At 34.1% G+C, this 26,921-nt stretch carries 27 protein-coding genes and 1 tRNA gene; 24 read left to right on the top strand and 4 right to left on the bottom strand.

Annotated features, from left to right (window positions below; translation table 11 throughout):
- Nucleotides 1-24 precede the first annotated feature (24 nt).
- From SJY45_RS04860 to SJY45_RS04880, 5 genes are all read left to right on the top strand, one after another.
- Nucleotides 25-606 carry an AAA family ATPase gene (locus tag SJY45_RS04860; protein WP_400073471.1) on the top strand — a complete coding sequence of 194 codons (582 nt, stop codon included), beginning with the start codon at nucleotides 25-27 and terminating at the stop codon, nucleotides 604-606.
- Nucleotides 606-2,504 carry an ATP-dependent DNA helicase RecQ gene (locus SJY45_RS04865; RefSeq protein ID WP_400073472.1) on the top strand — a complete coding sequence of 633 codons (1,899 nt, stop codon included), beginning with the start codon at nucleotides 606-608 and terminating at the stop codon, nucleotides 2,502-2,504. Before SJY45_RS04860 ends, SJY45_RS04865 begins: the two co-directional genes overlap by 1 nt.
- Nucleotides 2,505-2,539: 35 nt before the next feature.
- The gene (gene fmt, locus SJY45_RS04870; RefSeq protein ID WP_400073473.1) at nucleotides 2,540-3,487 is read left to right on the top strand and encodes a methionyl-tRNA formyltransferase; all 948 of its coding nucleotides are present in this window, start codon (nucleotides 2,540-2,542) and stop codon (nucleotides 3,485-3,487) included.
- A gap of 174 nt (nucleotides 3,488-3,661) precedes the next feature.
- On the top strand, nucleotides 3,662-3,934 hold the full coding sequence (locus tag SJY45_RS04875) for an HU family DNA-binding protein (protein WP_038233355.1): 273 nt from the start codon (nucleotides 3,662-3,664) through the stop codon (nucleotides 3,932-3,934).
- A 113-nt stretch (nucleotides 3,935-4,047) separates the two neighbouring features.
- Nucleotides 4,048-4,608, top strand: a complete 561-nt coding sequence (locus SJY45_RS04880; protein ID WP_215440689.1) for a YqgE/AlgH family protein — start codon at nucleotides 4,048-4,050, stop codon at nucleotides 4,606-4,608.
- A gap of 15 nt (nucleotides 4,609-4,623) precedes the next feature.
- Here the strand turns inward: SJY45_RS04880 and SJY45_RS04885 are convergent, their stop codons facing one another.
- Both SJY45_RS04885 and SJY45_RS04890 read right to left on the bottom strand, forming a co-directional pair.
- Nucleotides 4,624-5,466 carry an aminotransferase class IV gene (locus SJY45_RS04885; RefSeq protein WP_400073474.1) on the bottom strand — a complete coding sequence of 281 codons (843 nt, stop codon included), beginning with the start codon at nucleotides 5,464-5,466 and terminating at the stop codon, nucleotides 4,624-4,626.
- Between the two features lie 57 nt (nucleotides 5,467-5,523).
- On the bottom strand, nucleotides 5,524-5,907 hold the full coding sequence (locus SJY45_RS04890; RefSeq protein WP_215440691.1) for an START-like domain-containing protein: 384 nt from the start codon (nucleotides 5,905-5,907) through the stop codon (nucleotides 5,524-5,526).
- 136 nt (nucleotides 5,908-6,043) lie between these two features.
- Between SJY45_RS04890 and SJY45_RS04895 the strand changes: the two genes are divergently transcribed.
- From SJY45_RS04895 to SJY45_RS04920, 6 genes are all read left to right on the top strand, one after another.
- Nucleotides 6,044-6,117, top strand: a tRNA-Met gene (locus SJY45_RS04895).
- 111 nt (nucleotides 6,118-6,228) lie between these two features.
- Nucleotides 6,229-7,620 (top strand): tyrosine-type recombinase/integrase, encoded by a 1,392-nt coding sequence (locus SJY45_RS04900; RefSeq protein WP_400073475.1) that lies wholly within the window; start codon nucleotides 6,229-6,231, stop codon nucleotides 7,618-7,620.
- A gap of 44 nt (nucleotides 7,621-7,664) precedes the next feature.
- Nucleotides 7,665-8,402, top strand: coding sequence for a hypothetical protein (locus tag SJY45_RS04905; protein ID WP_400073476.1), 738 nt, complete (start codon nucleotides 7,665-7,667; stop codon nucleotides 8,400-8,402).
- A gap of 367 nt (nucleotides 8,403-8,769) precedes the next feature.
- On the top strand, nucleotides 8,770-9,297 hold the full coding sequence (locus SJY45_RS04910; protein ID WP_138660168.1) for a hypothetical protein: 528 nt from the start codon (nucleotides 8,770-8,772) through the stop codon (nucleotides 9,295-9,297).
- A gap of 238 nt (nucleotides 9,298-9,535) precedes the next feature.
- Nucleotides 9,536-12,949, top strand: a complete 3,414-nt coding sequence (locus tag SJY45_RS04915; RefSeq protein ID WP_400073477.1) for a UvrD-helicase domain-containing protein — start codon at nucleotides 9,536-9,538, stop codon at nucleotides 12,947-12,949.
- A gap of 144 nt (nucleotides 12,950-13,093) precedes the next feature.
- Nucleotides 13,094-14,074, top strand: a complete 981-nt coding sequence (locus SJY45_RS04920; protein ID WP_400073478.1) for a hypothetical protein — start codon at nucleotides 13,094-13,096, stop codon at nucleotides 14,072-14,074.
- 222 nt (nucleotides 14,075-14,296) lie between these two features.
- Here the strand turns inward: SJY45_RS04920 and SJY45_RS04925 are convergent, their stop codons facing one another.
- The gene (locus SJY45_RS04925; RefSeq protein ID WP_400073479.1) at nucleotides 14,297-15,370 is read right to left on the bottom strand and encodes an IS110 family transposase; all 1,074 of its coding nucleotides are present in this window, start codon (nucleotides 15,368-15,370) and stop codon (nucleotides 14,297-14,299) included.
- 385 nt (nucleotides 15,371-15,755) lie between these two features.
- Between SJY45_RS04925 and SJY45_RS04930 the strand changes: the two genes are divergently transcribed.
- The 13 genes from SJY45_RS04930 to SJY45_RS04990 all read left to right on the top strand — a co-directional run bounded on the left by SJY45_RS04930 (nucleotide 15,756) and on the right by SJY45_RS04990 (nucleotide 24,728).
- The gene (locus tag SJY45_RS04930) at nucleotides 15,756-16,172 is read left to right on the top strand and encodes a hypothetical protein (protein ID WP_400073480.1); all 417 of its coding nucleotides are present in this window, start codon (nucleotides 15,756-15,758) and stop codon (nucleotides 16,170-16,172) included.
- Nucleotides 16,173-16,332: 160 nt separating this feature from the next.
- Nucleotides 16,333-16,863, top strand: coding sequence for a sigma-70 family RNA polymerase sigma factor (locus tag SJY45_RS04935; RefSeq protein WP_400073481.1), 531 nt, complete (start codon nucleotides 16,333-16,335; stop codon nucleotides 16,861-16,863).
- A gap of 56 nt (nucleotides 16,864-16,919) precedes the next feature.
- Nucleotides 16,920-17,807 (top strand): PhzF family phenazine biosynthesis protein, encoded by an 888-nt coding sequence (locus tag SJY45_RS04940; protein ID WP_400073482.1) that lies wholly within the window; start codon nucleotides 16,920-16,922, stop codon nucleotides 17,805-17,807.
- 230 nt (nucleotides 17,808-18,037) lie between these two features.
- Nucleotides 18,038-18,787, top strand: a complete 750-nt coding sequence (locus SJY45_RS04945) for a DUF6597 domain-containing transcriptional factor (protein WP_400073483.1) — start codon at nucleotides 18,038-18,040, stop codon at nucleotides 18,785-18,787.
- Between the two features lie 30 nt (nucleotides 18,788-18,817).
- Nucleotides 18,818-19,105 (top strand): YdhR family protein, encoded by a 288-nt coding sequence (locus tag SJY45_RS04950; protein WP_400073484.1) that lies wholly within the window; start codon nucleotides 18,818-18,820, stop codon nucleotides 19,103-19,105.
- A 90-nt stretch (nucleotides 19,106-19,195) separates the two neighbouring features.
- Nucleotides 19,196-19,933: a hypothetical protein gene (locus tag SJY45_RS04955; RefSeq protein WP_400073485.1), complete on the top strand. Its 738-nt coding sequence runs from the start codon at nucleotides 19,196-19,198 to the stop codon at nucleotides 19,931-19,933.
- A gap of 176 nt (nucleotides 19,934-20,109) precedes the next feature.
- Complete coding sequence (locus tag SJY45_RS04960) at nucleotides 20,110-21,237, top strand: epoxide hydrolase family protein (protein WP_400073486.1); 1,128 nt, start codon at nucleotides 20,110-20,112, stop codon at nucleotides 21,235-21,237.
- Between the two features lie 73 nt (nucleotides 21,238-21,310).
- Nucleotides 21,311-21,493, top strand: coding sequence for a hypothetical protein (locus tag SJY45_RS04965; protein WP_252735651.1), 183 nt, complete (start codon nucleotides 21,311-21,313; stop codon nucleotides 21,491-21,493).
- Between the two features lie 162 nt (nucleotides 21,494-21,655).
- Nucleotides 21,656-22,246 (top strand): Crp/Fnr family transcriptional regulator, encoded by a 591-nt coding sequence (locus SJY45_RS04970; RefSeq protein WP_400073487.1) that lies wholly within the window; start codon nucleotides 21,656-21,658, stop codon nucleotides 22,244-22,246.
- A gap of 109 nt (nucleotides 22,247-22,355) precedes the next feature.
- A complete protein-coding gene (locus SJY45_RS04975) occupies nucleotides 22,356-22,565 on the top strand; it encodes a tyrosine-type recombinase/integrase (RefSeq protein ID WP_400073488.1) in 210 nt (69 codons plus the stop codon).
- A 69-nt stretch (nucleotides 22,566-22,634) separates the two neighbouring features.
- Complete coding sequence (locus SJY45_RS04980) at nucleotides 22,635-23,006, top strand: nuclear transport factor 2 family protein (RefSeq protein WP_400073489.1); 372 nt, start codon at nucleotides 22,635-22,637, stop codon at nucleotides 23,004-23,006.
- 167 nt (nucleotides 23,007-23,173) lie between these two features.
- The gene (locus SJY45_RS04985) at nucleotides 23,174-23,650 is read left to right on the top strand and encodes a cupin domain-containing protein (RefSeq protein ID WP_400074295.1); all 477 of its coding nucleotides are present in this window, start codon (nucleotides 23,174-23,176) and stop codon (nucleotides 23,648-23,650) included.
- A gap of 148 nt (nucleotides 23,651-23,798) precedes the next feature.
- Nucleotides 23,799-24,728, top strand: a complete 930-nt coding sequence (locus tag SJY45_RS04990) for an alpha/beta hydrolase (protein ID WP_400073490.1) — start codon at nucleotides 23,799-23,801, stop codon at nucleotides 24,726-24,728.
- Between the two features lie 236 nt (nucleotides 24,729-24,964).
- Here SJY45_RS04990 and SJY45_RS04995 read toward each other — a convergent pair whose 3' ends face one another.
- Entirely contained in the window at nucleotides 24,965-26,803 is a 1,839-nt protein-coding gene (locus SJY45_RS04995) for a glycoside hydrolase family 13 protein (protein WP_400073491.1), read from the bottom strand.
- Between the last annotated feature and the right edge of the window lie 118 nt (nucleotides 26,804-26,921).

A 26,921-nucleotide genomic window follows, 5' to 3' on the forward strand; every position in this document is an offset into this window, starting at 1 on the left:
TCATAATGGAATGATTACTTTTGCATGAACAACAATTATCTATTGGATCTTAAAAAAGTAGTTATTACAGGTGGCCCAAGTACGGGCAAAACATCGGTTATAGAGAATCTTGAAAAGAAAGGTTTTCCGTGTGTTCATGAACTCATCCGAAGTATGACTTCGTCTGAAAAAAATGAAGACAAAACCACTAATTTTGAAGTTAACCCCATAGTTTCAGTAAAAGACCCTAAAAAGTTTAACCAAAACCTTTTAGACGGAAGAATAAAGCAATACACTGATGCGGATTCCATAGATGGAGAGGTGGTGTTTTTTGACCGTGGAATTCCAGATGTTCACGCCTACATGAACTGTTTTGGGCAAGAGTATAGCACAGAATTTGAAAAACCTTGTTACACCTACAAATACGATCAGATTTTATTGATGCCGCCTTGGAAGGAAATACATGTGGTGGATAACGAACGTTTTGAATCCTTTGAGGAAGCAGAACGCATTTATGAACATCTCAAAACCACATACGAGCATGTTGGTTACCCTATAACATTAGTACCTATAGGTACAATTGAGAAACGCACCCAATTTATTTTAGAACTGCTAAATCTAAAGTAATGCACAAAGACCCGATATCCATTTTACGGCAATATTGGGGCTTTAATAGTTTTAAAGGTTCCCAGAAAAAAATCATAGATGCCATTATAGACAAACAGGATGTATTGGCCCTACTACCTACCGGTGGAGGAAAATCTGTTTGTTTTCAGGTTCCCGCCATGGCCCAAGAAGGTCTCTGTATTGTAGTTTCGCCTTTAATAGCATTAATTCAAGATCAGGTAGAAAGCCTTAAGAGAAAAGGCATAAAAGCCATTGCCCTAACTGGAGGAATTCCCTTTAATGAGCTTTTGGACCTGTTGGACAATTGCCTATACGGCGGATACAAATTTATCTATCTATCTCCCGAGCGTTTGCAACAAGAGTTGGTTCAAGAGAAAATACGCCAAATGAACGTAAACCTCGTAGCCATAGACGAGGCCCACTGTATTTCTCAATGGGGACACGATTTTAGGCCTGCGTATCTTGAATGCGCCCAACTACGAAAACTGTTGCCACAGACTCCGGTAATAGCACTGACCGCAACCGCTACAGACCGCGTTGCCAATGATATAATAGAAAGTCTCCGCCTTACCGCTCCTACCGTGGTAAAGGATTCTTTTGCCAGAAGCAATATTGCTTTTAAGATTTTATGGGAGCAGGACAAACATTACAGATTGGCACAGTTATGTTCTCAAATAGAGAAAAGCGGAATTGTTTACGTGGGCACCCGAAGAGGCACCGTAGAGCTTTCACAATTTTTAAATTCCAAAGGGTGTAGTGCTACTTTTTTTCATGGGGGAATTCCCAAAAAAGAAAAAGAGAAAAAGTTAAATCTATGGCTAACCAACAAAATACGGATTATGGTAGCCACTAACGCTTTTGGAATGGGAGTTGACAAACCTGATGTTTCCTTGGTAGTCCACTACCAAATACCGGATTGTCTTGAAAACTACTACCAAGAAGCGGGCAGAGCGGGACGTGACGGGCAACCAGCAGAGGCCGTTCTTATTACCAACCCTAATGACGAAGAACAGCTAAAGAATCAGTTTTTAAGTGTGCTTCCGGACACCGCTTTTCTAAAAAAAATCTACAACAAACTCAATAATTTCTTCAGAATAGGATATGGCGAAGGAAGTCATGAAACGTTTCAATTCAATTTTAATGAATTTGTTAGAATCTATAGTTTAAATTCATTTCTAGCCTATAACGGATTAAAAATATTAGACCGAAACTCGGTAATTTCCCTATCGGAATCCTTTTCAAAAAAAACACTGGTTCAGTTTATATCGGACAAGGACACTATTTTTGACTACTTGGATATGCATAAAGGCTCCGCCAATATTATCCAAACCATTTTAAGGACTTACGGTGGTATTTTTGACTTTGAGACCAAAATAGACCCAAGTTTGGTGGCTAAAAAAACAAATACTTCGGAACAACATATTTTTAAAGTTCTGGAACAAATGAAGAAAGACGACATCATAACGTTTGAAGCCCACCAGAGCGATCTGGAAATTACCTTTCTTGTACCTCGCGAAGATGACCTTACTATAAATGTCTTTGCAAAAAAAGTAAAGGAGCAGAACCAAGTGAAAACCGAAAAGGTTTTCCAAATGATAGATTACGTTAAGAATACTGCTATATGTAGGAGCAAGCAGATTTTAGAATACTTTGGAGAAAAAGACACAGCAGACTGCGGTAAGTGCGATGTCTGCTTGTCAAAGGGAATTATACAAAAACCAACTTTTGACCAAGTATCAAAAGAAATTAGCTCGTTGCTATTAGAATCACCATACACTTCAAGAGCAATCATACGTGCCATGACCTATAAAGAACCCATTGTTTTAAGGGCACTACAGCTTATGCTAGAAGATGGGGATATTACAATCAATACCAAAAACGAGTATACACTAAAATAGGTTTTACTTCATTCGAAATAAAAATAGAGAACACAATGAGAGATTTACGCATCGTTTTTATGGGAACCCCAGAGTTCGCCACTACCATTTTAGCCTCACTTGTAGAAAACAACTATAACGTGGTAGGTGTAATAACGGCACCGGACAGACCTGCCGGAAGGGGGCGAAACCTGCAACAATCGCACGTAAAAAAGTACGCTCTAGAAAACAATCTAAAAGTACTCCAGCCTACCAATCTTAAAAATGAAGATTTCTTAAGCGAATTAAAGGCGTTAAATGCCAATCTTCAGGTTGTGGTTGCTTTTCGTATGTTACCCAAAGCCGTATGGGCCATGCCGGAATACGGTACTTTTAACCTGCATGCATCACTTTTGCCGGATTATAGAGGGGCTGCGCCTATAAACTGGGCCATAATGAACGGAGAAAAAGAAACAGGGGTTACCACTTTCTTTATAGACGATAAAATAGATACCGGAGAAATTATCTTGCAAGACCGTACGGATATTGACGAAAATATGTCTGCCGGGGAATTACATGACAAATTGATGGTCATGGGAGCCAACCTTGTTCTAAGGACGGCAGAATCCATTGCCAATGGCCCGGTGACCACTATAGCTCAACCCACTACAAAAGAATTAAAAGAAGCTTTTAAGATACATAAGGATACGTGCGAAATTAATTGGAAGGCTCCTATAAATGATATATATAACCATATAAGAGGATTAAGCCCTTACCCCGGTGCTTGGACCAACTTGATAAATGGGAAAGAAAAGATCTTTGTAAAAATCTATGCCACTGCGAAGGAAAAAACTGACCATCAATTACAAGTAGGAGAAATAGAGGCTACTAAAAAGGAACTCAAAATTGCAGTAGACGGAGGCTATATTAACCTATTGGAAATGCAATTACCAGGTAAGAGAAAAATGAAAGTAACCGATGTTCTAAATGGCCTAAACTTGCAAAAAAATGCTAAAATGGCGTAAAGCCCTAGTATCATTGGGCTGCGAGAAGCGTAAAAAAAGCCCTACTTTATCAACAAACGCCTATAGTTATTAACAAAAACGCCGATTTCCCCCCAATTTACTTGCGTTGGAAGCAAATCCGTATAAATTTGTTTAACATTAAAATACGTTTAACAACAATTAATTAATTAAATTATGAACAAAACAGAATTGATCGATGCAATGGCAGCAGACGCCGGCATCACAAAAGCCGCAGCAAAAAAAGCATTGGAATCTTTCCTAGGAAATGTTGAAGGTTCTCTTAAAGGAGGTAACCGAGTTTCTTTAGTTGGTTTTGGATCTTGGTCAGTATCAAAAAGAAATGCAAGAGAAGGAAGAAACCCATCTACGGGTAAAACCATCAAAATTGCAGCTAAGAACGTTGTTAAGTTCAAAGCAGGATCTGACTTGGCTAACTCAGTAAACTAAGACTTACGAGCCATATTATAAGAAAAGCGTCTACAGTGTAGACGCTTTTTTTTTATTCGTATTTGCTTTTTATAAGAAATGTCTTATTTTAGTTATAACTAGTTCATATAATTATGGTAGATCTGAAACCAAACAAAGGCAAGCTCCTAATTGCCGAACCGACCTTAACCGGAGACGTGTCCTTTAATCGTTCAGTAGTTCTTTTAGCGGAGCATAACGAAGAGGGATCCGTTGGTTTTATCTTAAACAAACCTTTAGAGTACACCATTAGCGAGCTTATAACCGAAATAGAAATTCCGTTTCAAGTATATAACGGTGGCCCTGTTGAACAGGACAATCTCTATTTTATTCATAAAGTCCCGGATTTAATAGCCAATAGCATTGAGATTTCCGATGGTATTTATTGGGGAGGAGATTTTGAGAATACCATTGGCCTAATCAACGAGAAAATTATATCGGAAAATGATATCCGGTTTTTCCTTGGTTACTCAGGTTGGTCTTCATTCCAATTGGACAAAGAGCTACTTTCCAAATCCTGGATTGTTGTAGAAAATGACTATGAAAGCTCCCTGATTCATAAATCTTCCGAAGCATTTTGGAAAGAGAAAATGGTAGAACTGGGCGGTGATTATCTTCTTTGGTCCAATTCTCCTGAAAACCCAAGCTTAAATTAAAGCTGCACCTTAGTCTTAAGAAAGACGTGCCGTTGCATTTAACTTGCCCAAAAGTTCCTTTGCTACTGCATTCCCAAATTCTTTTTTCCTGTACTTGCTAACCGGCTGTACACCCACAATGCTGTTTGTAATGAACAATTCATCCGCCTTTTGCAGTTCAAAAGGAGATATGGAGGCTTCTTGAAATTCGTAACCCTCAATTTTGCTCAAAATATCGATTAGTTTCTTTCTAACAATACCATTAAGGCAACCATCTTTTAACGGAGGAGTTTTTATTACCCCGTTCTTTACAAGAAAAATATTGCCATTTAAAGCTTCTACTACTTGTTTTAAACCGTTCAATAGAAGACAATTTTGGTAATCGTTTTCCTTGGCAAAAACGCTGCCTACCACATTTATAATCTTATTGTTCGTTTTTAAGGTAGATAACATGTCTGCATTTACATAGAAGTCCTTAAAAAGTTCCACCTCATAAGAATCCTCACTTAACACGTAAAAAGGGCTTTTTAGTGGCAAAGCTTCTATACAATAGCTGATTTCATTTGTTTCTGGTAGATATAGACCTCCCTTTTCCCTAAAAATAGTGAGTCTAACCCTAGATTGGCCTCCTAAATCATTTGCCTCTACTATCTCACCTATTTTAGACTCCAAGAACTCCATAGTGAACTCCATTGGTATTTCCATACGGAGAATACGCATAGAAGCCATTACCCTAAGGTAATGATCTTCCCAGAAAAAGAGTTTTCCGTTAACCATTCTCATGGTTTCAAAAAGGGAGTCACCATAACGTAACCCTCTGTTCTGGTGATCTAAAAATTGTATATTTCCCTCTAGTAGATTTCCGTTGTAGCTAACCATAAAAAAGTCCCGATAATTTATCGGGACCAAATATAAGATGATATTAGAAGAATACGGTTACTTAGAGCCTAAAACCTGTTTAAGATCCGTTACTTGATTGGTCCAAAGCATTTTGGCCTCATCTACTTCATCTTCCTCTGCAAAATCGGTTATAAATAGTGATACATCTTTGGTAATTTCATCAACAATTATTTTCAATTCAAAATATGAATCGTCTTCATTGTCTACCCAGGCGAATTTTACAAATTCATCACTTTTTCGCTTTAATAATTTTGCTTCCTCTTCGGCACCGTCCCATATAAAACTGAACATTTCACCTCTGGAGTTTACATTATCGGCAAACCATTCGGAAAGTCCTGACGGGGTTGACAAGTACGTATATAGCAACTGTGGCGAAGATTGTATTACAAATTCTAGTTCAAATTTTATTTTATCGTCCATTCTTAAGTGTTTACGATGGGCAATATATAGATTTCCTTATGATAAAAAAATAAAAGAGATAGAATAATTTTAGCAAAGTATTGCCCAAGAACAAGAAATAAACTTTATATTTGCAGCCGTTTAGAAATAACAATACGGCGAGGTAGCTCAGTTGGTTAGAGCGTCGGATTCATAACCCGGAGGTCGGGGGATCGTGCCCCCCTCTCGCTACAAAGATTAAAATGCTGTAAACTAACGGATTGGGAACTACAATCCGTTTTTTTTATGCCTTGTATTTCTTTTTTATTACGTTCCGTAAACGAAAACGTAAACACTTTTAAAATGAAATTGAACTACACCGAACCTAAAATCTATACAGGTGGTGTTGATATCACACAGTGGTCGGCCCTTTCAAAAAACCAACGCGATGATGCCCTTTCTAAAGCTTGGTTCGTATATTTCTCTTTCAGGGACCCTGATACCGGAAAATTAAAAAAGCAACCCTTTATTAAGGCCGGAGCCAATCGCTTTAAAGGTAGAACCAAACGATTACAGTTCCTAAAAGTGCTACAGCGAAACCTCCTTCTATTGTTAGAAGCCGGGTTTGACCCTTACAAAGACAATTCAGAGCTGGAAGCAAAATTTAGAGGAAAATCAATAAAAAGAGAACACTCTATAAGTAAGGCTGGAGGGAATATTGAGGCAGACAAAGGGACTGCCGCAAAAGCAATACATAAAAGTATCACCACCGAAACCGCCAAACCCGAAATAGGGCCCATTCCCGAAATAGAAAACGATCCTTTAAAAAAACACAAAGTATCGGTTGCCGAAGCCTTGGAACTGGGGCTAAACATCAAAAAGAGCACCCTAAACGATAATTCGTTCAAGAAACAAAAAAGCCGAATCACGAAGTTTCAAAGGTGGCTTACGGAAAATGATGTGGATGTCTCCGATATTAGGAATATTGATAAGAAGATCGTAGTACGCCACCTGAACGATGTATTGCGTACCTCCAGTCCTAGAAACAGAAACAATACTAGAACAGCCCTCAGTGCTCTATTTGGCACCTTGGAAAACAACGAATTGATAGATGACAACTTTATACGTAAGATAAACATTCTGAAATCCGTTCCGAAGAGAAACAAAACCTATACACCGAAACAGCTGGCGGAAATTGACGCCCATCTTATGAAGAATGACCTTTTGATGCGTATGTTCGTTCAAATGGTAAGCTACAACATGTTAAGGCCCATAGAAATATGTCGACTAAAAGTGGGCGACATTGACATAAACGACAAGAAAATATATGTCAAGGCCAAGAACAAACCTGTTAAGATAAAAATCATTCCGGATATAATGCTTGGGCAATTACCGGACCTTTCTCAAATGGACACTGAACATGCCCTGTTCACTCCACAAGGCTTTGGTGGAGAGTGGAACCTTGCCGATAATGATAAACGGAACTACTTTTCCAAACGTTTTAAAAAAGTGAAGGACCATTTTAAGTTGGGTAATGAATATGGGCTGTACAGCTTTAGACATACTTATATTACCATGCTCTACCGCGAAATGATAAAGACGGGAACGCCAGAAGAGGTTAAAAGTAAATTAATGCTCATAACCGGCCATGCCACTCTTGACGCACTTGAAAAGTATCTTAGGGATATAGATGCAGAACTACCACAGGATTACTCAAATCTATTGAACCAATCCATCAACAAGACAGATAAATGAGCTATTTTGGGCTATTAAAGGACTTGCACCTGAACTCGTTGACAATGGACGAGCTCACTCGCCTGCAGGTCACAAGGGGAATACTCCAAGAGGTAATTAAGGTATCGCTCTCACTTGATGGAAAGCCTAATGCCATCACCAGTAAGAACAGTGAAACCCTTTATGTACCAAATGTAGAAATGACCAAGGAATTTTATGATTTTATCCTAGAGGTTTATGAGGATGTAATCGAAAATTCATTGATAGGGTTTTTCCACGCCTATGAAGAGGATATACTAGGACTGGACGAAATTGATAAGAGAAAGATTGCACTTGATTATTATAAAGAGGTTGCCCGACTTACGATAAAGGATAAATTTGATATATTAACTATTCGTAAATCCGCAACTGGACATCGACTCATAAACAGAGCAAAGAAATTGGAGCTTTTTAGTATGAGACAAGAAGTATTGCAAGAAAACCTTGCCGTTCAAAACCCGATGCCACTCACCTACTTCCTTATGGGCGATGCAGCCTATTTTGATGAACGGCTTATTACCAAGCTCCCCGTTCTGAACGAAGTACTGAAGTTTGAAGCCTCGTTAAGAATTCTACTGACCCTTAATGAGCAGTTCAATTTTGAAGAAGATGATTCCGGTTCAACTTCCAATAGCAAAAACTTGGTTGTAACACAGCCGATACAAAAGAAGAAAAAAGCACCTTTGTTATCGGATGCCGAAGCCACTAACTTTTTGATAGATACCGTCTTTTCAAAACAATTGAAAAAGGACAGTAAATTCTAAGTGGGTGTGCTTTTAGGTGTACACCAGATGTTGCGCCCTACTTGCAACACCCTATTCCTGACCACTTCTTGCACCGCACAAAAACCGGAAATCACCATATAAATAACCTTTGACCCTAACGAAGGGTTTACAAAAAGTTACTACACCCTACTAACTGCATAGCAGCACCACATAGAAATAAATTATCGAACAGATTGTCCTTGGACGAACGCACTTACTATTAAACGTTTGTAAATGTATATTATACGTATAATAATTACTTATTTTCCTACATACATTGACAATATCCAAGATTTGAGTAAATTACCGTTAAAAGAGATGTATAGCAACTAGTTGCTTTATACAATTGTTACCACACATTTAAGAAATGAAGAAGAAACAAAGAAAAATATTTTACCCTACCATCTTCATTTTGGGTTTATTCTTAATGGTTTGGCAGATAACCATATATCGAAATACAATAATTGATTTAACGATTTTATTTGGGATTATTTTTGTTGTTGGGATAGCAACATTTTTAGTTGACTTTAAAAATTACGGCAAAACATATAAGTACAGCGGAATTGGACTTTACTTTTATTCCTCTATGCATTATATATGTGGATTTGGATTTATCGCTTGCTCTATTTTTACGTTAACGAATTACTATTTAGCGGACAGAACACCTATAACAGAAACGTTTGAAATTGTTGAACGGACTTGGTTACCTGGGAGTAAATACCATAGAGATGAAAAGCAACCTGCGTTCAAAATAAACTATGATGGAAAATTAAAGCAATTGGTTTTTCCTCATAAATATTATGAAAACATGGCGCTTTATAAAAACGTGGAATTGGAAGTTAGAAAAGGGTATTTTGGGTTTGATATTTTGGAGAATAAAAAACTGAGCTATTGATGTAGAAAAAACGTGTGGTAACACAACCTATAAACAATACGGGCTTAGGTCTTAATCGCTGGGTTTGTGTATTTTTATGAAGTCCGCAAAATCTTTGGGATTTTGCTCTGGAAAGGAAAAAGTAAATCAAAACCAAAAGATTTCGCTATCTGAGTGGCGGAAAGCAAACGCTAGTTTGCTCCCGTACTGTTCATAGCTAAACCGTTCTCTGCAAGCTAAAAAAACTCGAAGACAATTAATGGAATACATAATAATCGGAATACTTTTAGTCGGGATTATCCTTTATCTGAACTATAAAAAGAAACTTAGATTAAAAAGAGAAGAGGAAGAAAGACAGCGTATTGCAGAAGAAAAAAAACGCATTGAAGAACTCGCATTATTACACGATAAACAACGAAAAGAATTAAGTCCTTTTTTAGCCAAAATAGTTGAGTTTAATGTATTGTTTGAGAAGTTTAAATCTCAACCAAAATACATATCGAACTTCGAAATATTTAATTTTAAGAAAGAGACTGCACATTATTATAATTCAATCAAGTCTAAGGAATATAAACACTTACCTAATTTTGAAACCTCAATAAAAAAGATAAACTCTTTCAAATACACTTTTGAAAGTATTGACACTATCTTAACTTCTCGCAATGAAAATTTTATTGAATCTGAATTAAAAAATACAGATAGCTTATTAAGTGATGTTGAAGGTAAATCGCTCGATACTCAGCAACGTAAAGCAGTAATCATAGATGAAGATAACCAGTTAGTAATTGCAGGGGCAGGTTCAGGAAAAACTACAACAATTGCAGGTAAAGTAAAGTATTTAACAACTATTCAAAATATAAATCCTCAATCTATTTTATTAATCTCATTTACTCGTAAGGCAGCAGACGAAATGCGAGATAGGATTTTTAATAAAATGAATATTGACATACCGGTTAAAACCTTTAATAAGTTAGGTTTAGATATAATAGCACAGGTAAATAACTTAAAGCCTTCAATATATGATGCAAATGGTAAATCACATTTAGAACGTATATCTTCTTTTATTGACCACGCTAAAGAAAGTGAAGAGTATTATAATTTACTAATTGATTTTATTTCTTACTATCTAAAGCCTTACAAAGATATAGCAGAATTTGAGACGGATGCAGAACATAACAACTATTTAAACGAGCAAAAATTAGAAGGCTATAAAATGGTTGAAAAAAGACGTAGCAATGGTCAAATTATAAGATACAGAGAACGCTTAAAGAGTCAAGAAGAAGTTTTTATAGCTAACTTTTTATTTAGAAATGGCATTAATTACGAGTATGAAGAAAAATACCAATACAAAACAGCAAGTAAGCAATTTGGTCAATACAAACCAGATTTTTATTTACCTGATTATAATGTTTATATAGAGCATTTTGGTGTTGATGAAAATTGGAACGTACCTGATTGGTTTAATGGTAAAGATGGTAAGTCTGCAAAAGAGGTTTATAATGAGGGTATTGAATGGAAGCGTCAAGAACATAACAATAATTCAACAATATTAGTAGAGTCTTATTCTTGGCAACAAAGAAAAGGGATTCTATTATCAGAACTAAAAAAGAACTTAGAAGATGTTGGAGTAGTTTTTAATCCTATATCAAACGATAAACTATGGCTTTATTTAAAAGAAAATGCCTCTAAAGATATTAGCGACTTCACTCAATTATTAGATACATTTTTAGTTTTATTAAAATCAAATAATGAAGATATATCAAATCTTCAAAAGAGGGCATTAAAAGAAGATAATGACCGTGCTATTAAGTTTTTAGAATTATTTGACCCAATATATCATTCGTATCAAGAATACCTTTCAGAAGAAGAGGAAATTGATTTTAGCGATATGATAAATAACGCTACAGATATAATACAGGACAATTTATATCAATCACCATATGACTATATTATTATTGATGAATACCAAGACATATCTAAAGCAAGGTTTCAATTAATAAAATCATTATTAGACCAAAAACCAAGCACAAAACTTTTTTGTGTTGGAGATGATTGGCAGTCTATATATCGTTTTGCAGGTAGTGATATTGGCTTATTTACAAACTTTGAAAAACATTTCAAATCCTCTACAGTCAAAGATTATAATAGAGTAACTCAAACGTCATTTATTGAATATACTTATAGATTTGATAATCAACTTATCGACCTATCAAGTAATTTTATTCTAAAGAATCCTAATCAAATATCTAAAAAACTAAAAAGTCATCATAAGTCAGAAAAAGTACCGTATTCTATATTTAAACATTCAGACCCAGATAGAAAGAGTAAAAATCTGCATTTAGCTTTAAGAGGTGCTTTGGTTGATATAGCTAAAAAAAGTGACAATGAAGATGTTTCGGTTTTACTCTTAGGTCGCTATGATTTTGAAAGAAAAAATTTCATCAATGGTAGTTTTCTTATCGAGAGATACAATAAAATTAGTAATCAATACGAGTATATCTGTAATGAGTTTCCAAATCTAAAAATAAGATTCTTAACAGCTCATAGGTCGAAAGGTCTTGAGAATGATTATGTAATTATTACCAATTGTAGTTCCGGTACTTATGGTTTTCCTTCCGAAATATCAGATGACCCATTATTAATTTTTTTATTATCTAAAGCTGACCAATTCCCTAATGGAGAGGAAAGAAGATTGTTTTATGTAGCAATGACAAGAGCTAAGAAGCACGTTTCTTTTTTAGTTAATAATGATTATACATCAAAGTTTATTGATGAAATTGAAGCAAATGAAAAAATAACAGCAGTTCAATGCGATTGGTGTGATAACGGTAAATTAATTGAAAGAAATGGTAAATTCGGTTATTTCTATGCTTGTAATAACAGTCATTATTGCAATTACACAAGAAAAATAACAGCCAATGATTTTGAAGTTTTAGCAGATGAATATTATAAGAAAGAAGAATTTACATTAGCTATTGAATATTTTGAAAAGTACTTATCATTAGAAGAAGGTAATTCAAATTCTTACTATTGTTTAGGTCGTTCTTATGAACAAAAATCAGACTTAAAAAACGCATTAATAAATTACGAAAAAGCTATTTCCAAAGACAGTTCAAACGCATACGCTTATTATTGGTGTGGTAGTGTACAGTTTGATTTAGAAGATTACAATAAAGCTGTAGAAAGTTGGTTGGTATTTAATAAATTAAAACCAAATAGTAATTCAGTAAATTATTGGTTATCCCAAGCCTATTTTAAATCAAGACACTTTTACAAAGCACTTCATCATATTAATTTAGAGTTAAAGGAAAACTCTACCAATACAGATGCTCAAACATTAAAAAAGCAATATACAATAGCATTAGAAAAACGCTACACAACCAAAGAAACAAGTATTAAGTCGAGTGATTTAGATACTATTAAAGGGTACTTACAATTAGCAGTAGATTTTAATGTGAATGTAAAATTCAATTATCATAAATCACAACAATTTGAAGGAGGAGTTCAAAGTCTTAGAACAATCAAACCAAAAGGGTTTAAGGTAATGGGGCAATATAATTCAGTATGCGTTTTCGGTTATTGTTATATGCGTGAAGAAGAAAGAACCTTTAAATTAGAACGTATTTCAGATTTAAAAATAAACCCAAATAAAATAGAATACTGGTCTGAATAAAGCCAGCAGAGAACAATGTATATAAAAAATATGCGAATTAGTACTAAAATCAAGGCTTATGGCTCATATCAAGCTTTGTGCTTAACCGAAAGTTTTGTGCTTCGAAAACGCCTACTTTTTATATACCAACCGTTGTAAACAATTATGAAAAATCTACTCATCATATTATTTGGCGCATTTCTTTTGTCAAGCTGTAATGAAGAAAAAGTGGCGGAAAATAAAATCTTCAACCCTTTCCAAATTAATGAGAATGTACAAAGTCAAATTTTTGAACTTGACACAATCCAATTAAAAGAAATTACTGGTAAATATGGCACTAAAATATATTTTGACCGCAATTCTTTTAATGTAAAAGGCTCCGATAAAATTACAATGGAATTAAAAGAATTCTATAATATTCAAGATTTGATTGAAAACAACATAAGAACTTTAACAAAAGATAATGAACTGCTTGAATCATCAGGAGTAATCTTTTTAAATTTCAAAAGTAATGGAGAGGATATTGAACTCGCAGGTAATTCAACAATTGGAGTTAGATTTCCAATAGAACTATCAAAACGGGACCAATTGTTCAGCGGAACTATTGACACAACGAGTCAAATATCTTGGACGCAGACAGAAAGTTATTTTACAGTAATGCGATATGATAAAACATATGCTATTGACATTCAATTTGAAATAACTTTAGATTCTTTACCATATTATCGAGAATTATGGAGGAAACAAGATAGTATTTATGAATTAACCGCCAACCCGACTGAAAAAATAGAATCTAAAGTTGGGACTGCACTTACTTTCAATAAACTTGGATGGATAAATATCGATAGAATTGTTGAACAAACTGAAAAACGCCACTTTTCAATAAACAATGAAAAAGAAGTAGATGGAATAGTTATTTACATTGTTTATGAAAATCTAAATTCTTTTACCAGTTATTATCCAGAAGACACCAAAAACATACTGCTTATGGACATTCCAATTGTGGAAAATACTTCGCTAATCGCAGTTGGATTAAAAGACAAGAATCTATTTGCATACAAGGTACCTATTAAAGACAAAAAAGCATTTAATTTATCTTTAAAACCTATTATGCAGACTGAATTAGAAGAGCTGTTCGAAAAATAACTGTTTACGACAAAACCTAAACGTAATGCGGACTTTAGGGCAAAACCGAAAGGTCTGTGTATATTTATGAAGTCGCTAAATCTTATGGATTTAGCTTTGGACAAGAAAAAATAAAACTAAACAATAAGCTTTAGCTGCGTCGGCAGACGGAAACGAAAAGTTTCCTTGCCTCCGCACTACGCTTAGGTACTGTGTTAAAAAACAAGTTTTTTCTTTGATATTTTAGGAAACAGGTTGAGTAATCAATTTGTTATCCCGCGCAGTAAGGGCTTTATGCTTTTGCTGCTTTTTTGTTTCAAAATCGGCATCATAAACCTCTTCATTTTTCCAAAGCGTGTACATCAATATCAGTAATTTTCTTTGAACCGCTATTAAGGCTACTAATGGCTTTGCTTTCTTTGGTTTAAGTCTATTGTAGAATTGTTTTAATGTTGGGTTACAGCGCACACAGGTCATCGATGGCATATGTAAAGCTGCCCGTATATGACTGTTTCCTTTTTTGCTGATCCTGGTCTTTCCCTTGAAGTTACCGGATTCACGCAATACAACGTCGTAACCTGCATAGCTCGTCAGTTGTTTTGCGTTCACTATTGATTCAAACCCTAAGGTCTCTCCAATAACCGTAGCCGCAGAAATATAGGAAATACCGGGAATACTTGTCATAAAACCGATCTTCCTTTTCAACACCTCGTTCTTGGAGGTAAGTTCTTGCATTTCCTGTTCTATTAGTTCTATCTGACCGTTGAAAAGCTTCAGTCTGTTCTTATGCCTTTTCAAGGCTTTGGAATTGCTATAAACACTCGATTCGATGGCCCCCTGGCGATTGTTCTCTATCGTCCTGTCCTTTAACAAAGAACTTCGTTCCCTGCTCAACGCTTTTAACTGCTGTAGTTCTTTACTGGGCGGTCTCCAAAGACGAATGGATCTCTCAAGACCGAGCATACTTAGCATTCTACTATCCAAGGCATCGGTCTTCGACCGTTGGTCCAAACTCTGGGCATAACGCTTTACGCGACCGGATTGCATTACACAAACAGCGTAACCCTGTTTATGCAAATAATGAGCAATACCCTGATGGTAAACCCCTGTAGCTTCCATGACAACCAACAACTCAACAGTATTGTCAATTGATTTGCCCAACCATTTTGAAAGCTCCTTGTAACCGGAGACATCATTGGAAACATCTGGGTGGGACTTAAATTCCTTGACCAGCCTTTCACTTAGGAAACCTAATGACAATGATAAATTCAACTTGGAAACATCGATACCTAAACTTTGTTTTAAACGCTTTTCCATATCCTATTTCTTTAAGGCCAGAATTCTCTTTTGCATCCTTGCTCGCATTTGATTCGATCTCTGAACTTTTAGGATCTAGGTACTGTCCGGATTCAAAGAAAATTATAGAAGGGCGGAAAACCTATGAAACGATATCATCTGAATGTATCTAGCCGAGACCTCGCTGTCCCTCCTATTTAAGCCTGTTGTTAAGTAACCAAGCTAATGTTTTAAAATATTAGCTTGAAAAGTGTGTAAACCTAAGCGACGATATCCATATTCAGTATCTAGCCGAACCACGTAATCACACTTTCGTTTAAGCTAATGCATTATTTTAAATATCTTATCTTCAACTATAGAAACAAACATACGAGCCGAACCGTTGTAAACAATTTAAACCTACACAATGAGAAAAATTTTAACTCTGATATTTTTAATCACTTTAAGTTCGAGTGTATTTGGACAAGTCAATAATGAAACTGAACTGACTGGAAAATGGAAAGTTGAAAAAATACTGGAAAAACCAACTAATCCGCAATTCAAACCTCTGATTGATGGATTTGAAAAAGCAACTTTTTATTTTAAATCGAATAAGGATTTTGAGTTAACAACAACTAATAATTCGGAATTATTTAACATGATGATGACAGAAGTTTTAAACGGAACTAAATGGAAGTTTGTTAAGGAAAAGCAGTTAGTAAAAATCGGAAATCAAGAAGATGGATTTACCGCAATGGGAATTTTAGTTAAAAAAGAAAATGAAAAATTATATTTTCATTTAAATGAAAGTGGACTGACTTTCTTAATGAAAAAGAATGAATAAAAACTGTTTAGAACAATATACAACCGCAATTACGGCGAATTCGACTACTTCCGAATTCACTTGGAATTGCTAAAGTCTGTGCTAAACCGAAAATTAACACGCATAAACTCGTAACTGACGGTTATACGATCTTTTATGTGCAAGCTGAAAAACCAAAATTGTGAAAACTGAAATTAATACTATTTGGATTGACCTAAATGAAGAACTTTATAAGTTTATTTTGGAGAAAATAAAAGATGAACAAACGTCAAAAGATATTCATCAAGAGGTTTTTTTGAAAATTCAAACTAAAATTCATCAATTAAAACATACTTCTAAACTTACTTCTTGGGTATACCAAATCACCAGGAATACAATTATTGACTACTTTAGAAAAGTAAACCATAATAACATATCAATCAGTGATGTAGAAATTCCAGAATTGGAGGTTAATAGTTTTGATTACAACAACTTAACTCAATGTATTAATCAAAAAATAGAAAGTCTTTCATCTCATCATAAAGAAGCAATTATTTTAACCGCATTTAAAAACTACTCTCAAAAAGAACTTGCAGAACACTTAAAAATCTCATATTCCGGCACAAAATCAAGAGTTCAAAAAGCTAAAAAGATTTTAAAAGAAAACATTTTAGATTGCCCAAATGTAGAATCGGATAGTACAGGTAAATTAATAGATTTTGAAAATAATTAAAATTTAGTACGTCTTTTTATAACTAATAGCGTCCATCATATATAACATATAAAAAAATGAAAATGGACAGTTCAAAAAAAGTTATTAATGTACAAATTCTCAACGCTTTTGCAGAAAATGGCAAAGGCGGTAATCCAGCTGGTGTAGTTTTAAATGCAGATGACTTATCTGATAGAAATAAACTTGAGATTTCTAAAAAAGTAGGTTTATCAGAAACTGCTTTTGTTTCAAAATCTATGACGGATGATTTTAAGCTGGATTTCTTCACTCCAACTAAACAAATAGCGCATTGCGGGCATGCTACTGTAGCAACATTTTCTTATTTAAAACAAATAGGCGCCTTAAAAAATGATAATTCTTCAAAAGAAACTATTGATGGAAGTAGAAAAATAGAACTAATTGGTGATTTAGCATTCATGGAACAATTGGCTCCAAAATATACAGATGTAAGTAACAAAGAAAGTGTGGTTTTAAAATCATTAGGATTAAAGAAAGCGGACTTGATTCCAAATGCACCAATTCAATTAGTAAATACAGGGAATTCATTTATACTTGTTCCTGTTAAAAGCAATAAAACTTTAAAGAATATAATTCCTGATTTTAATTTGATCAGTGAAGTAAGCGATGCGTGCGATTTAATCGGTTACTATGTATTCTCTACCGATATAGAATCTGACGCTACTTCGAGAATGTTTGGTCCTCGCTATGGAATATTAGAGGAGTCAGGAACAGGAATGGCAGCTGGACCACTTGCCTGTTATTTATTTGACATTTTAAAAATTAAGAAAAACTCTTTTCACATTCAACAAGGAAAATATATGAAAGAACCTTCACCTAGTTTAATCATTGTTAACTTACGAATCGTAAATCAAGAAATTAAAGATTTGATGGCTGGGGGAAAAGGAATACTTAATAGACAATTAGAGATTGTAATTGACAATTAAAAGCCAGTTGACAAAACCATATATAATTTATTGCTAGTTCTAGCCTACTTACGAAAATCCTCGCGGATTTTCAGTTTGGTTTGTATTTGCTAAAATAGGTGCTTAAAACACGCAAGAAACTATATACAAAACCTTTACCAAACATTTGTTGAAATAGAATTAATAAAATTACATTAGAATAAATAGATGAATGTAATCAATTAGAAACCCAATATTAATAACAGTTTTGGATGATTTATTTTCAGGAACAACCCAATCAAAACCTTAAGGATTATGTAAGATGTTATTGGAAAATTGAAAACAAAAATAAAGATTTCCAATACTACACAATATTCCCTGATGGATTTTTCGATTTATTAATTTGTTACCATAATAACAATTTAGAAGACGTGTTTTTATCTGGTCTATGGAACCAAAAAACAAGTGTATTTATCGCGCCCGAAACCACAATATATGGTGTGCAGTTTAGGTTGCTTGCTATCGAGAATATAATTCGTGAAAATATTAGCGAAATACTCAATAATATAATAAGCATAGAAAAATCCTACACCCATCTTAATGAGCTTAGTATAAAAAGAGACTCTAATGTTTTTGAACACTTTAACCAATACTTACTATCATGTATTGAAAAACAAAGTTGTATTGACCCAAGAAAAGAACATCTTTTAAAAGCGATTAACCAAACAAAAGGTAACAATACCGTTCAGTACTATTCGGAAAAAGCTAATTGGTCTGACCGACAAATAAATCGCTATTTTCAATCCACTTTTGGTCTTTCATTAAAAGCTTATTGCAATATTAGAAAAGGAGCTTCCAACTTTAGTCAGATTAAAAAAGGAGAATTATATGCTCAAGAAGGTTATTTTGATCAACCCCATTTTATAAAAGGAATAAAGAAAATAACTGGATTTACACCAAAAGTATTATTAAAAAATGAAAACGACCGATTTTTACAATTTTCGATTATCAAAAATGAATAGATTACACTTCTAATAAAAATCTAATTCATTATGATATTACAAATAATCAAGTTGAAATCGAATTTACCGGAAGTTGAGTTATCAAAAAGAGCAAACGAAAGAGCATCAAGTTTTAGAACCATTCCCGGGCTTTTACAAAAATATTACGTAAAAACTGGTAAAGAAGGAGAATATGGCGGAGTTTACATCTGGGATTCTATGGCATCTCTACAAAGTTACCAAAAGTCTGATTTAGCACAGAGCATCCCAGCCGCCTATGAAATTAAAGAAGCACCGAGTGTTGAGATTATGAATATTCTTTTCCAATTAAACAATTAACTCTAGACTTTCTCCAACAGTTTATACGTGTTGATATTTAGAAACTTGCAAAGAATCTATGTCTAGACGACTTACACACAAATTAATAAAATGAAAAAAACAATTTACCTCATACTGTTTATTATTGGGACTGCTAATCTATTAAGTTGCCAAGAAAAACCATTAAGTCCTAAAAACAATCCTGCGAATATAAATTTACTTAAATCGGAAACTTCGAAAATGTCTTGGTTTATCATTAAGGATTCAATCGAAATTAAAATAGGGGACATACATACTAAAATCAGTAAGGATAAAGATAGAATTTCTATAATAACAACCGTAATGATGCAACAATCTGCAAGTACATGGATTGATAGTACAATTGTTAGCACGAAAAACTTTGCGCCTATTTACCACTCTTCGTTTAACCAACAAAGAGACATGGTTTTAAAATTTGACGAAAAATTAACGGGTTATTATTTAGATAAAATAACGAATACTAGAACTAAGATATCTGAAAAAGCTGACAAGCCCTTCTTTGACAGTAATTTTTATCCTCAACTTATAAGGTTACTTCCTTTAAAAAATGGTTATTCTAACTCTATTTCTATATTTGATTATAATCCTAAATCAAAAATTGGAGTCATTACAGCAACAATCTTGAATACCGAAATGTCAGATATAAAACACCATGGAGAGTTAAAACAAATATGGAGGGTTGAAACTACAGATGAGATTTCAAAAAAATCTGCTGTAAATACTTATTATATTGATATATCAACAAGAAAAATTTTAAAGCAAGAAATTGAAATTAGTGGTAGAAAAATGATTATGAAATTGGTTGAATAGAAAAACTTATGTACAATAAAGTATTATAAATGATAGTGGTTTTGGTACTTCATCGAAATCGCTTTTTTATATTTAGGATATGTCTAAAATCAAAAAAAACTAGTACTTATAAATTCGCTACTATTCTTATACGAACAGCTGTGCTTGCTAAAAAAATCATAGCTAAATCAAAAAATATGATAGAACCCTATGTTGTAAATGTGGACCAAGAAATTCTTGATGATTTAAACTTAAGAATTAAGAATAGTCGTTGGCCTGATGAAATTAATGATTCTGATTGGAATTATGGCGCCAATTTATCTTATATGAAAGAATTAAGTAGTTATTGGCTTAATGATTTTAGTTGGAGAAAGATTGAAAGTGAAATCAATTCATTCCCTAATTTTATGGCAGATATTGATGGTCATCAAATTCACTTTCTACATATTAGAGGTAAAAGTAAAAAATCTATACCATTAATTATAACACATGGATGGCCTGGATCATTTATAGAGATGTTAAAGCTCATACCACTATTAACCAATGATGAACAATTTTCTTTTGATTTAGTAATCCCTTCTGTTATTGGATTTGGATTTTCCAGCAAATGTGTAGAAAAAGGATGTGATAATGCTTATGTGGCTGATCTATGGCATAAATTGATGCTAGAGCTTGGTTATAAAAAATATGGTGCACAAGGAGGGGATATAGGTTCAGGAATTAGTACTAGACTAGGTATGAAATACCCTGAGCATATAATAGGGATACATCTTAACTATGTCTCTGATTCTTTTGAACCCTATCTTAAAGAAAAAGAAATTTCTGAAGATGTTATTAAATACAATCAAAGACTTGAAGAATGGTCGGCAAAAGAAGCAGGATATGCTTATATACAAAGCACAAAACCAATAACATTGGCCTATGGATTAAATGATTCTCCTATTGGATTATGCGCGTGGATAGTAGAAAAATTTAATAGTTGGAGTGATAATGAGGGTAACCTTGAAAACATATTTACAAAAGATGAAATATTAGCTAATATTACTCTCTATTGGGTAACACAATCCATTCATTCATCGGTAAGAATTTATAACGAAAACAGCAAAAACCCAATGAAGTTTGGCGTAAATGATTTCGTAAAACCTCCTGTTGCTTATGCTAATTTCCCTAAAGAATTATCAAAGCCTCCTAGGGCATACATGTCAAAAGGGTATAACGTAACACAATGGACAAACATGTCTAAAGGAGGGCATTTTGCAGCTATGGAAAAGCCATCATTATTGGCAGAAGATATTATAAAATTTTACAAAACTATTGATTCGTAGACTACTAAGAACAAACGAACAACAATGTATAAAAAAATATATAGGATTTTAGTATCTCAAAGGTCTGTAGTTATTGGCAAAGTCAACAATACAAAACATATCGTTTATCACCGGGGAGGTGCTTTCATACGAAGAAGAAACAGTAGAAGCTGGTACATTTATGGCCTATACTATTCAATACACCGGTAGAACTTCTAATTCTAGAGGTTACAACGCAGACGAAAAGGAGGTCTGGTTATATGCCCCTGCTGTATAAAATTTTGTCAAGCTCACTCAAGACCAAGGAGATTTCCATTATGTTGAAGAATTGATCGAATATTCAAAACCGTAAAATATTAATAGCTTAAAGCAGAATTTCTTTCGCCCACTTACAAGAAACAGAGGTGTACACTGCGATATGATCATCAAGCATAAAAAAATGGACGAGCTTAGAAAGTTTATAGATAATATTTCCCCCATGAACGATGCCGATTGGAAGTTTTTTACATCAAAACTTAAAGAAGTAAAGCTTGAAAAGAACACCGTCATCTTGCAAATGGGCAAAATTGAAAATCATATTTCCTTTATTGCTAAGGGAATGGTGAGATTCTATATACCGAGAGAGGAGTCCGACTTAACATTTGGATTTTTATTCGAAAAAGAGTTTGTAACAGGGTACGATTCTTTTTTGTCGCGACAGCCTTCAAAATATCAGATTGAAACCTTAGCGGAGAGTGTGCTTTGGAGAATTTCAAAAAACGATTTCGATGAAGTCTATGAAAGAACCGCAAATGGAAACATTATTGGTCGTAAAATGGCCGAGAATATGTTTTTTATAAAGTCAAAAAGAGAAATTTCTTTATTGAACCAAACAGCGGAAGAACGCTATTTGAACCTATTCACTGACCGCCCAAAACTATTGCAACAAATTCCATTAAAATATATAGCTTCCTATATGTCCTATTTGGACAAATTATCCAACGGAAAGGTTAAAATTGTTCAATGTATTTTGCTATCGTTTTCACAATAAGAATATGTACACCCTACTCCTTAAGAAAGTACTGGAAGACTTGAAAATATACTATATGTAATGAAGTGCTTCCAACTATTTATTCGAAAGAAGAAAAGGTGGGGAATACGTGGTCCAGAATATACTGAAAATTGTAAAAGATATAGCTATTAAAGCAAAAGTAACACAAACTGTTATACCACATGTTTTGCGTCATAGTTTTGCCACCCATCTTCTGGAGTCAGGTACCGATTTAAGACAGATTCAAGTGCTACTAGGCCATGTTCCATTAAAACAACAGAAATCTGCACTTATGCAGTTACAAACACTTTTTAAATAGTTAAAAATCATTTAGATTAGTAGGTACAAAGCTGAGAAACAAACTCTGAAATTTAAAATTGATGAAATAATGAATAGAAAGGAAATAGCAAAGCAATATATTACTCATCTTGAAAATGGAAATATTGAACAAGTAGTTGCATTATTCAATAAAAATGGAATGGTTGATTCACCACTATACGGAATAAAAAAAGCGAATGAATTTTATCGTGAATTAAATAGTGATACATCAAATTCTGAACTTCGCTTACAAGGAATTTTTGAAGAAAGTGACTCAAACAATTTAGCTCTTTATTTTACTTATAAATGGACTTTAAAAAATAATCAAAAAGTGGAATTTGACGTAGTTGACATTATTGAATTCGATAATCAAAATAAGATTAGTAAACTGAAAATTATATATGATACTGTTACCGCCAGAAAACTAGTGGAACAGCTATAAAAGAACCTGCATACAATACTCTAAAAATAATTGAGGCTTAGTGCTTAATCAAAGGTCGTTGCGTGTTTGCTACTTTGGGTTTTTATTCGGAAAGTACTCGCACACAAACCCTCAACTATTCTTGTACGAAACTGCTAATAACAAAATAAATGAAGAATCTTATGAAAATAAAAAATTCAATTTTACTGTTGTTGATTTTTGTATCTACATCCGTATTTTCTCAGGATTCCGATTACAGTGTATCCTCATATCTTACCGAAGGAACAAAAGCTCCAAACACACATTATATTGGAGAAGCTTGGTTGAATGCTATTATTCACGATGACGCGGAATTGGGTTATAATATTACAAAAGCAACGTTTAAAGCTAACTCAACATTGGACTGGCATAAACATGCAACAGCACAAGTATTGATAATTATAGATGGAGAGGCCTATTACCAGGAGAGGGGGAATGTGCCTGTAACTTTGAAAAAAGGCGATATAATTAAATGTGAGAAAGATATTGAACATTGGCATTCCTCCACGAAGCTTAGTAATGTAACATATCTAGCTTTATATGGTAGCGGGCAGCCAACCACGTGGACAGAAGTGATTACACAAGAGTATTATGATGAAATAGCCAAAAAGCTAAAAAACAACTAATAAGAATAAGCGCTTATATATCAAGACAATCTATGGAAAATACTTGTACTTGGAGGAACGTTAAAATTACTTTGTTCGGTACTATTCATAGCTGTATCATTTAAGGAAATTAAAGTAAAAAAAGAGCCATAATTAACACAAGTAATTGATGAAAAAATTAATATGTACTACTATAATCTTATTCTCAATTCTAACTGTACAAGCGCAAACTACGCTTCCCAAAGTAATACATGGTAAGCTTGAACGTATTGAGAATTATGAGTCAAAGTTTATAACGTCCAGAAATGTTGATGTATGGTTACCTGAAGGTTATTCTCCATTAAAAAAATATCCTGTATTATACATGCACGATGGACAAATGTTATTTGACCCTGAAAGCTCGTGGAACAAACAAGCTTGGAACGTAGATGATGTGGCTTCCAAATTATTTCAATCCAATAAAATTAAAAAATTTATAGTTGTTGGTATTTGGAATGGAGGAGAAACAAGACACTCTGATTACTTCCCACAAAAACCGTTTGAATCTTTGTTAGATAGGCAGAAGGACACGGTTAATACCCAACTTAAAAGCTCTCACGTTCCTATAGATGAAATGTTCAGTCCTCAATCTAATAACTACCTTAAGTTTATTATAGAAGAACTAAAACCATATATAGATAAAACCTACTCTGTTTACCCTGACAAAGAAAACACTTTTGTGATGGGCAGCAGTATGGGAGGATTAATCTCTATGTACGCTATTTGTGAATATCCCAACGTATTTGGAGGAGCCGCATGTTTATCAACACATTGGCCCGGTACTTTTACGCTTGAAAACAACCCGGTACCAGATGCATTTTTGAGATATCTAGATAAAAACCTTCCCAATCCAAAAAATCATAAATTTTACTTTGACTGTGGTGATGAAACTTTGGATAAGCTGTATCCGGAAATTCAAAAAAAAGTAGACCAGTTGATGGTCGAAAAAGGTTATAATGAAACTAATTGGTTCACTAAATTTTTTTCAGGGGAAAACCATAGTGAAAACGCTTGGAGTAAACGGCTCAATTTTCCTCTCGAATTTTTGTTTGAAAAGTAGTTCTTACCAGAATAAATGGTAACCATGCTATTTTAAAGTTACGGTTTAAGTTTTCATGGTTTTTAAGGGTGAGGTCATAATATTCTTGTTCTTATTAAAAAAGGCAACAATTTCTTGTTGCCTTTAACATCACATAACTCAACTTTACAAACTACTGTTATCCAGTTTCTTTATAATTACCTATTGAAGGTTTAGTTTTAAATCTACCTTCAAAAAATCATTTAATAATTGATTTATTACTCAACCTCTATAATCATCGCTGTTTTTCCTGAAACTTGCAGATGGTCTACGGCATTGTAAAGTTTTCCTGTTAAAATGTCCTTTCCGGAAAGCTTTCCTTTAAGTACTTCTTTATACTCTTGTATATCTACATTGATGGGGTCTTTATCTTTATTCAATATCACCATAACCATGTCATCCTTTGTATACCTAAAGAAAACATAGGTGTTATTGACCGGGGCAAAATGAACGAGCTTACCGTTATGAATTGCCTTATTATCTTTTCGCCATTTAAAAAGTTGAGTGAGATAATTCTTCGTTTCCACCTGTGACTCTGTAAGACCTTCTCCAGAAAAGGCATTTACCTTATCTTTTTTCCATCCGCCAGGATAATCCGTACGGATAACTCCATGATCTTCTGTGCCATTGTTCCCCATTAATATTTCTGTTCCGTAATATACTTGTGGTATTCCACGAACAGTAGCTATATAGGTAAGCGCCAGCTTAACCAAATCTTCATCTTCATTCAATTGTGTATAAATACGGCTCATGTCATGATTATCAGGAAATACCACCAAGTTGTTAGGATCCGGGTACAAATAATCTTGACCTAATTCCTCGTAAACAGCATTCCATGAATTTGGGTCATTTAGTGAAGTGGTAAGTGCGTGTTGTACCGGGAAGTCCATAACACTTTTTAATTCTGATGTATAGCCATTGGCATTCTCTTTTCCCTTTTGCCAGTACGAAACAATCGTTGGACGTAATACCCACTCTTCTCCTACTATATTAAAATCAGGGTACTCGGTCATTACTGCTGCTGTCCAGTCTCGCATAAAATACATATCAGGATAAGGGTATGTATCCATACGGATGCCAGAAATACCTGAATACTCTATCCACCAAAGAGTATTTTGAATCAAATATGTGGCCATAGATTCATTACGCTGGTTTAAGTCTGGCATTGTTGGAACAAACCAGCCATCAAAAAATTCCTTCGTATCTTTTTTTGTTGCATATGGGTCCAGTACCACAGTTTTTTTATGGTTGGTTTGGGTATAAGTATCCCATTGATTTATCCAATCATCAGATGGCAAATCCTTCATCCACCAATGTTCTAGTCCACAATGGTTGGCAATCATATCCATAATTACCTTCATTCCCATTTCAGAAGCTTTATCACACATTGCCTTAAAGGATTCATTACTTCCGTAACGTGGGTCTACTTTATAAAAATCGGTGATTGCATAACCGTGATAGCTATAACTAGGCATGTTATTTTCTAGAATTGGGTTCGTCCAAATGGCGGTAAATCCCATATCCTTAATGTCTCCCAAATGATTTACAATTCCGGCTACATCACCCCCATGCCTTCCATCCTTATCATTTCGGTTAGGTTTTTCTACCATTCCTTTAACAGCATCGTTACTTGGGTCACCATTTACAAAACGGTCCGGTGTAATCAAATAGATGGCGTCCGAAGTATTGAAGCCTTCTATATTTCTACGGTTGTTTTCCCGCTCTTTTATTTCATAAGATTGTACAAAAATTGATGCTCCGTTTTTCTGGAAGTTTAACTGCAAATTCCCTGGCTTCGCAGTATTCCCGATATGTAACTTCAAAAATAAATAGTTTGGATTGGCTCCCTTTTTAGTGCTCAGCAATTGCACATTTTCATAAGGTTTTAAGGTTACATCATGAGATGCAATATCATTACCATGAACCAACAATTCTATAGTATTATACTCCATCCCTACCCACCAGTTGGGCGGTTCTAATCTATCTATTGAATTTTGGGCTGTTAGTTGAGTAAAAGAAAATACCAAAGCCAACATTAAGGTTGTTGCAATTTTCATCTTATTTAGTTTTAATTTCAGTTGAGAAAACTAAACTATAGAGAATTGGCTTCTATATCGACTTATATTATAACTTGGTCTATATATATTGTAAAATGATACTTATTCTAAGATTAAG

It is taken from the genome of Zobellia russellii (genome assembly GCF_044597075.1).
Classification (GTDB): Bacteria; Bacteroidota; Bacteroidia; order Flavobacteriales; family Flavobacteriaceae; genus Zobellia; species Zobellia russellii.

Excerpts from the sequence above, each read along its gene's own strand:
- SJY45_RS04875 (WP_038233355.1), top strand. The coding sequence starts at position 3,662 with ATGAACAAAACAGAATTGATCGATGCAATGGCAGCAGACGCCGGCATC.
- SJY45_RS04920 (WP_400073478.1), top strand. The coding sequence starts at position 13,094 with ATGAAAAATCTACTCATCATATTATTTGGCGCATTTCTTTTGTCAAGC.
- SJY45_RS04980 (WP_400073489.1), top strand. The coding sequence starts at position 22,635 with ATGAATAGAAAGGAAATAGCAAAGCAATATATTACTCATCTTGAAAAT.
- SJY45_RS04910 (WP_138660168.1), top strand. The coding sequence starts at position 8,770 with ATGAAGAAGAAACAAAGAAAAATATTTTACCCTACCATCTTCATTTTG.
- SJY45_RS04940 (WP_400073482.1), top strand. The coding sequence starts at position 16,920 with ATGAAAATGGACAGTTCAAAAAAAGTTATTAATGTACAAATTCTCAAC.
- SJY45_RS04925 (WP_400073479.1), bottom strand. The coding sequence starts at position 15,370 with ATGGAAAAGCGTTTAAAACAAAGTTTAGGTATCGATGTTTCCAAGTTG.
- SJY45_RS04995 (WP_400073491.1), bottom strand. The coding sequence starts at position 26,803 with ATGAAAATTGCAACAACCTTAATGTTGGCTTTGGTATTTTCTTTTACT.
- SJY45_RS04890 (WP_215440691.1), bottom strand. The coding sequence starts at position 5,907 with ATGGACGATAAAATAAAATTTGAACTAGAATTTGTAATACAATCTTCG.
- SJY45_RS04950 (WP_400073484.1), top strand. The coding sequence starts at position 18,818 with ATGATATTACAAATAATCAAGTTGAAATCGAATTTACCGGAAGTTGAG.
- SJY45_RS04860 (WP_400073471.1), top strand. The coding sequence starts at position 25 with ATGAACAACAATTATCTATTGGATCTTAAAAAAGTAGTTATTACAGGT.
- fmt (WP_400073473.1), top strand. The coding sequence starts at position 2,540 with ATGAGAGATTTACGCATCGTTTTTATGGGAACCCCAGAGTTCGCCACT.
- SJY45_RS04945 (WP_400073483.1), top strand. The coding sequence starts at position 18,038 with ATGATTTATTTTCAGGAACAACCCAATCAAAACCTTAAGGATTATGTA.
- SJY45_RS04930 (WP_400073480.1), top strand. The coding sequence starts at position 15,756 with ATGAGAAAAATTTTAACTCTGATATTTTTAATCACTTTAAGTTCGAGT.
- SJY45_RS04865 (WP_400073472.1), top strand. The coding sequence starts at position 606 with ATGCACAAAGACCCGATATCCATTTTACGGCAATATTGGGGCTTTAAT.
- SJY45_RS04990 (WP_400073490.1), top strand. The coding sequence starts at position 23,799 with ATGAAAAAATTAATATGTACTACTATAATCTTATTCTCAATTCTAACT.
- SJY45_RS04880 (WP_215440689.1), top strand. The coding sequence starts at position 4,048 with ATGGTAGATCTGAAACCAAACAAAGGCAAGCTCCTAATTGCCGAACCG.
- SJY45_RS04955 (WP_400073485.1), top strand. The coding sequence starts at position 19,196 with ATGAAAAAAACAATTTACCTCATACTGTTTATTATTGGGACTGCTAAT.
- SJY45_RS04900 (WP_400073475.1), top strand. The coding sequence starts at position 6,229 with ATGAAATTGAACTACACCGAACCTAAAATCTATACAGGTGGTGTTGAT.
- SJY45_RS04970 (WP_400073487.1), top strand. The coding sequence starts at position 21,656 with ATGGACGAGCTTAGAAAGTTTATAGATAATATTTCCCCCATGAACGAT.
- SJY45_RS04915 (WP_400073477.1), top strand. The coding sequence starts at position 9,536 with ATGGAATACATAATAATCGGAATACTTTTAGTCGGGATTATCCTTTAT.
- SJY45_RS04960 (WP_400073486.1), top strand. The coding sequence starts at position 20,110 with ATGATAGAACCCTATGTTGTAAATGTGGACCAAGAAATTCTTGATGAT.
- SJY45_RS04905 (WP_400073476.1), top strand. The coding sequence starts at position 7,665 with ATGGACGAGCTCACTCGCCTGCAGGTCACAAGGGGAATACTCCAAGAG.
- SJY45_RS04885 (WP_400073474.1), bottom strand. The coding sequence starts at position 5,466 with ATGGTTAGCTACAACGGAAATCTACTAGAGGGAAATATACAATTTTTA.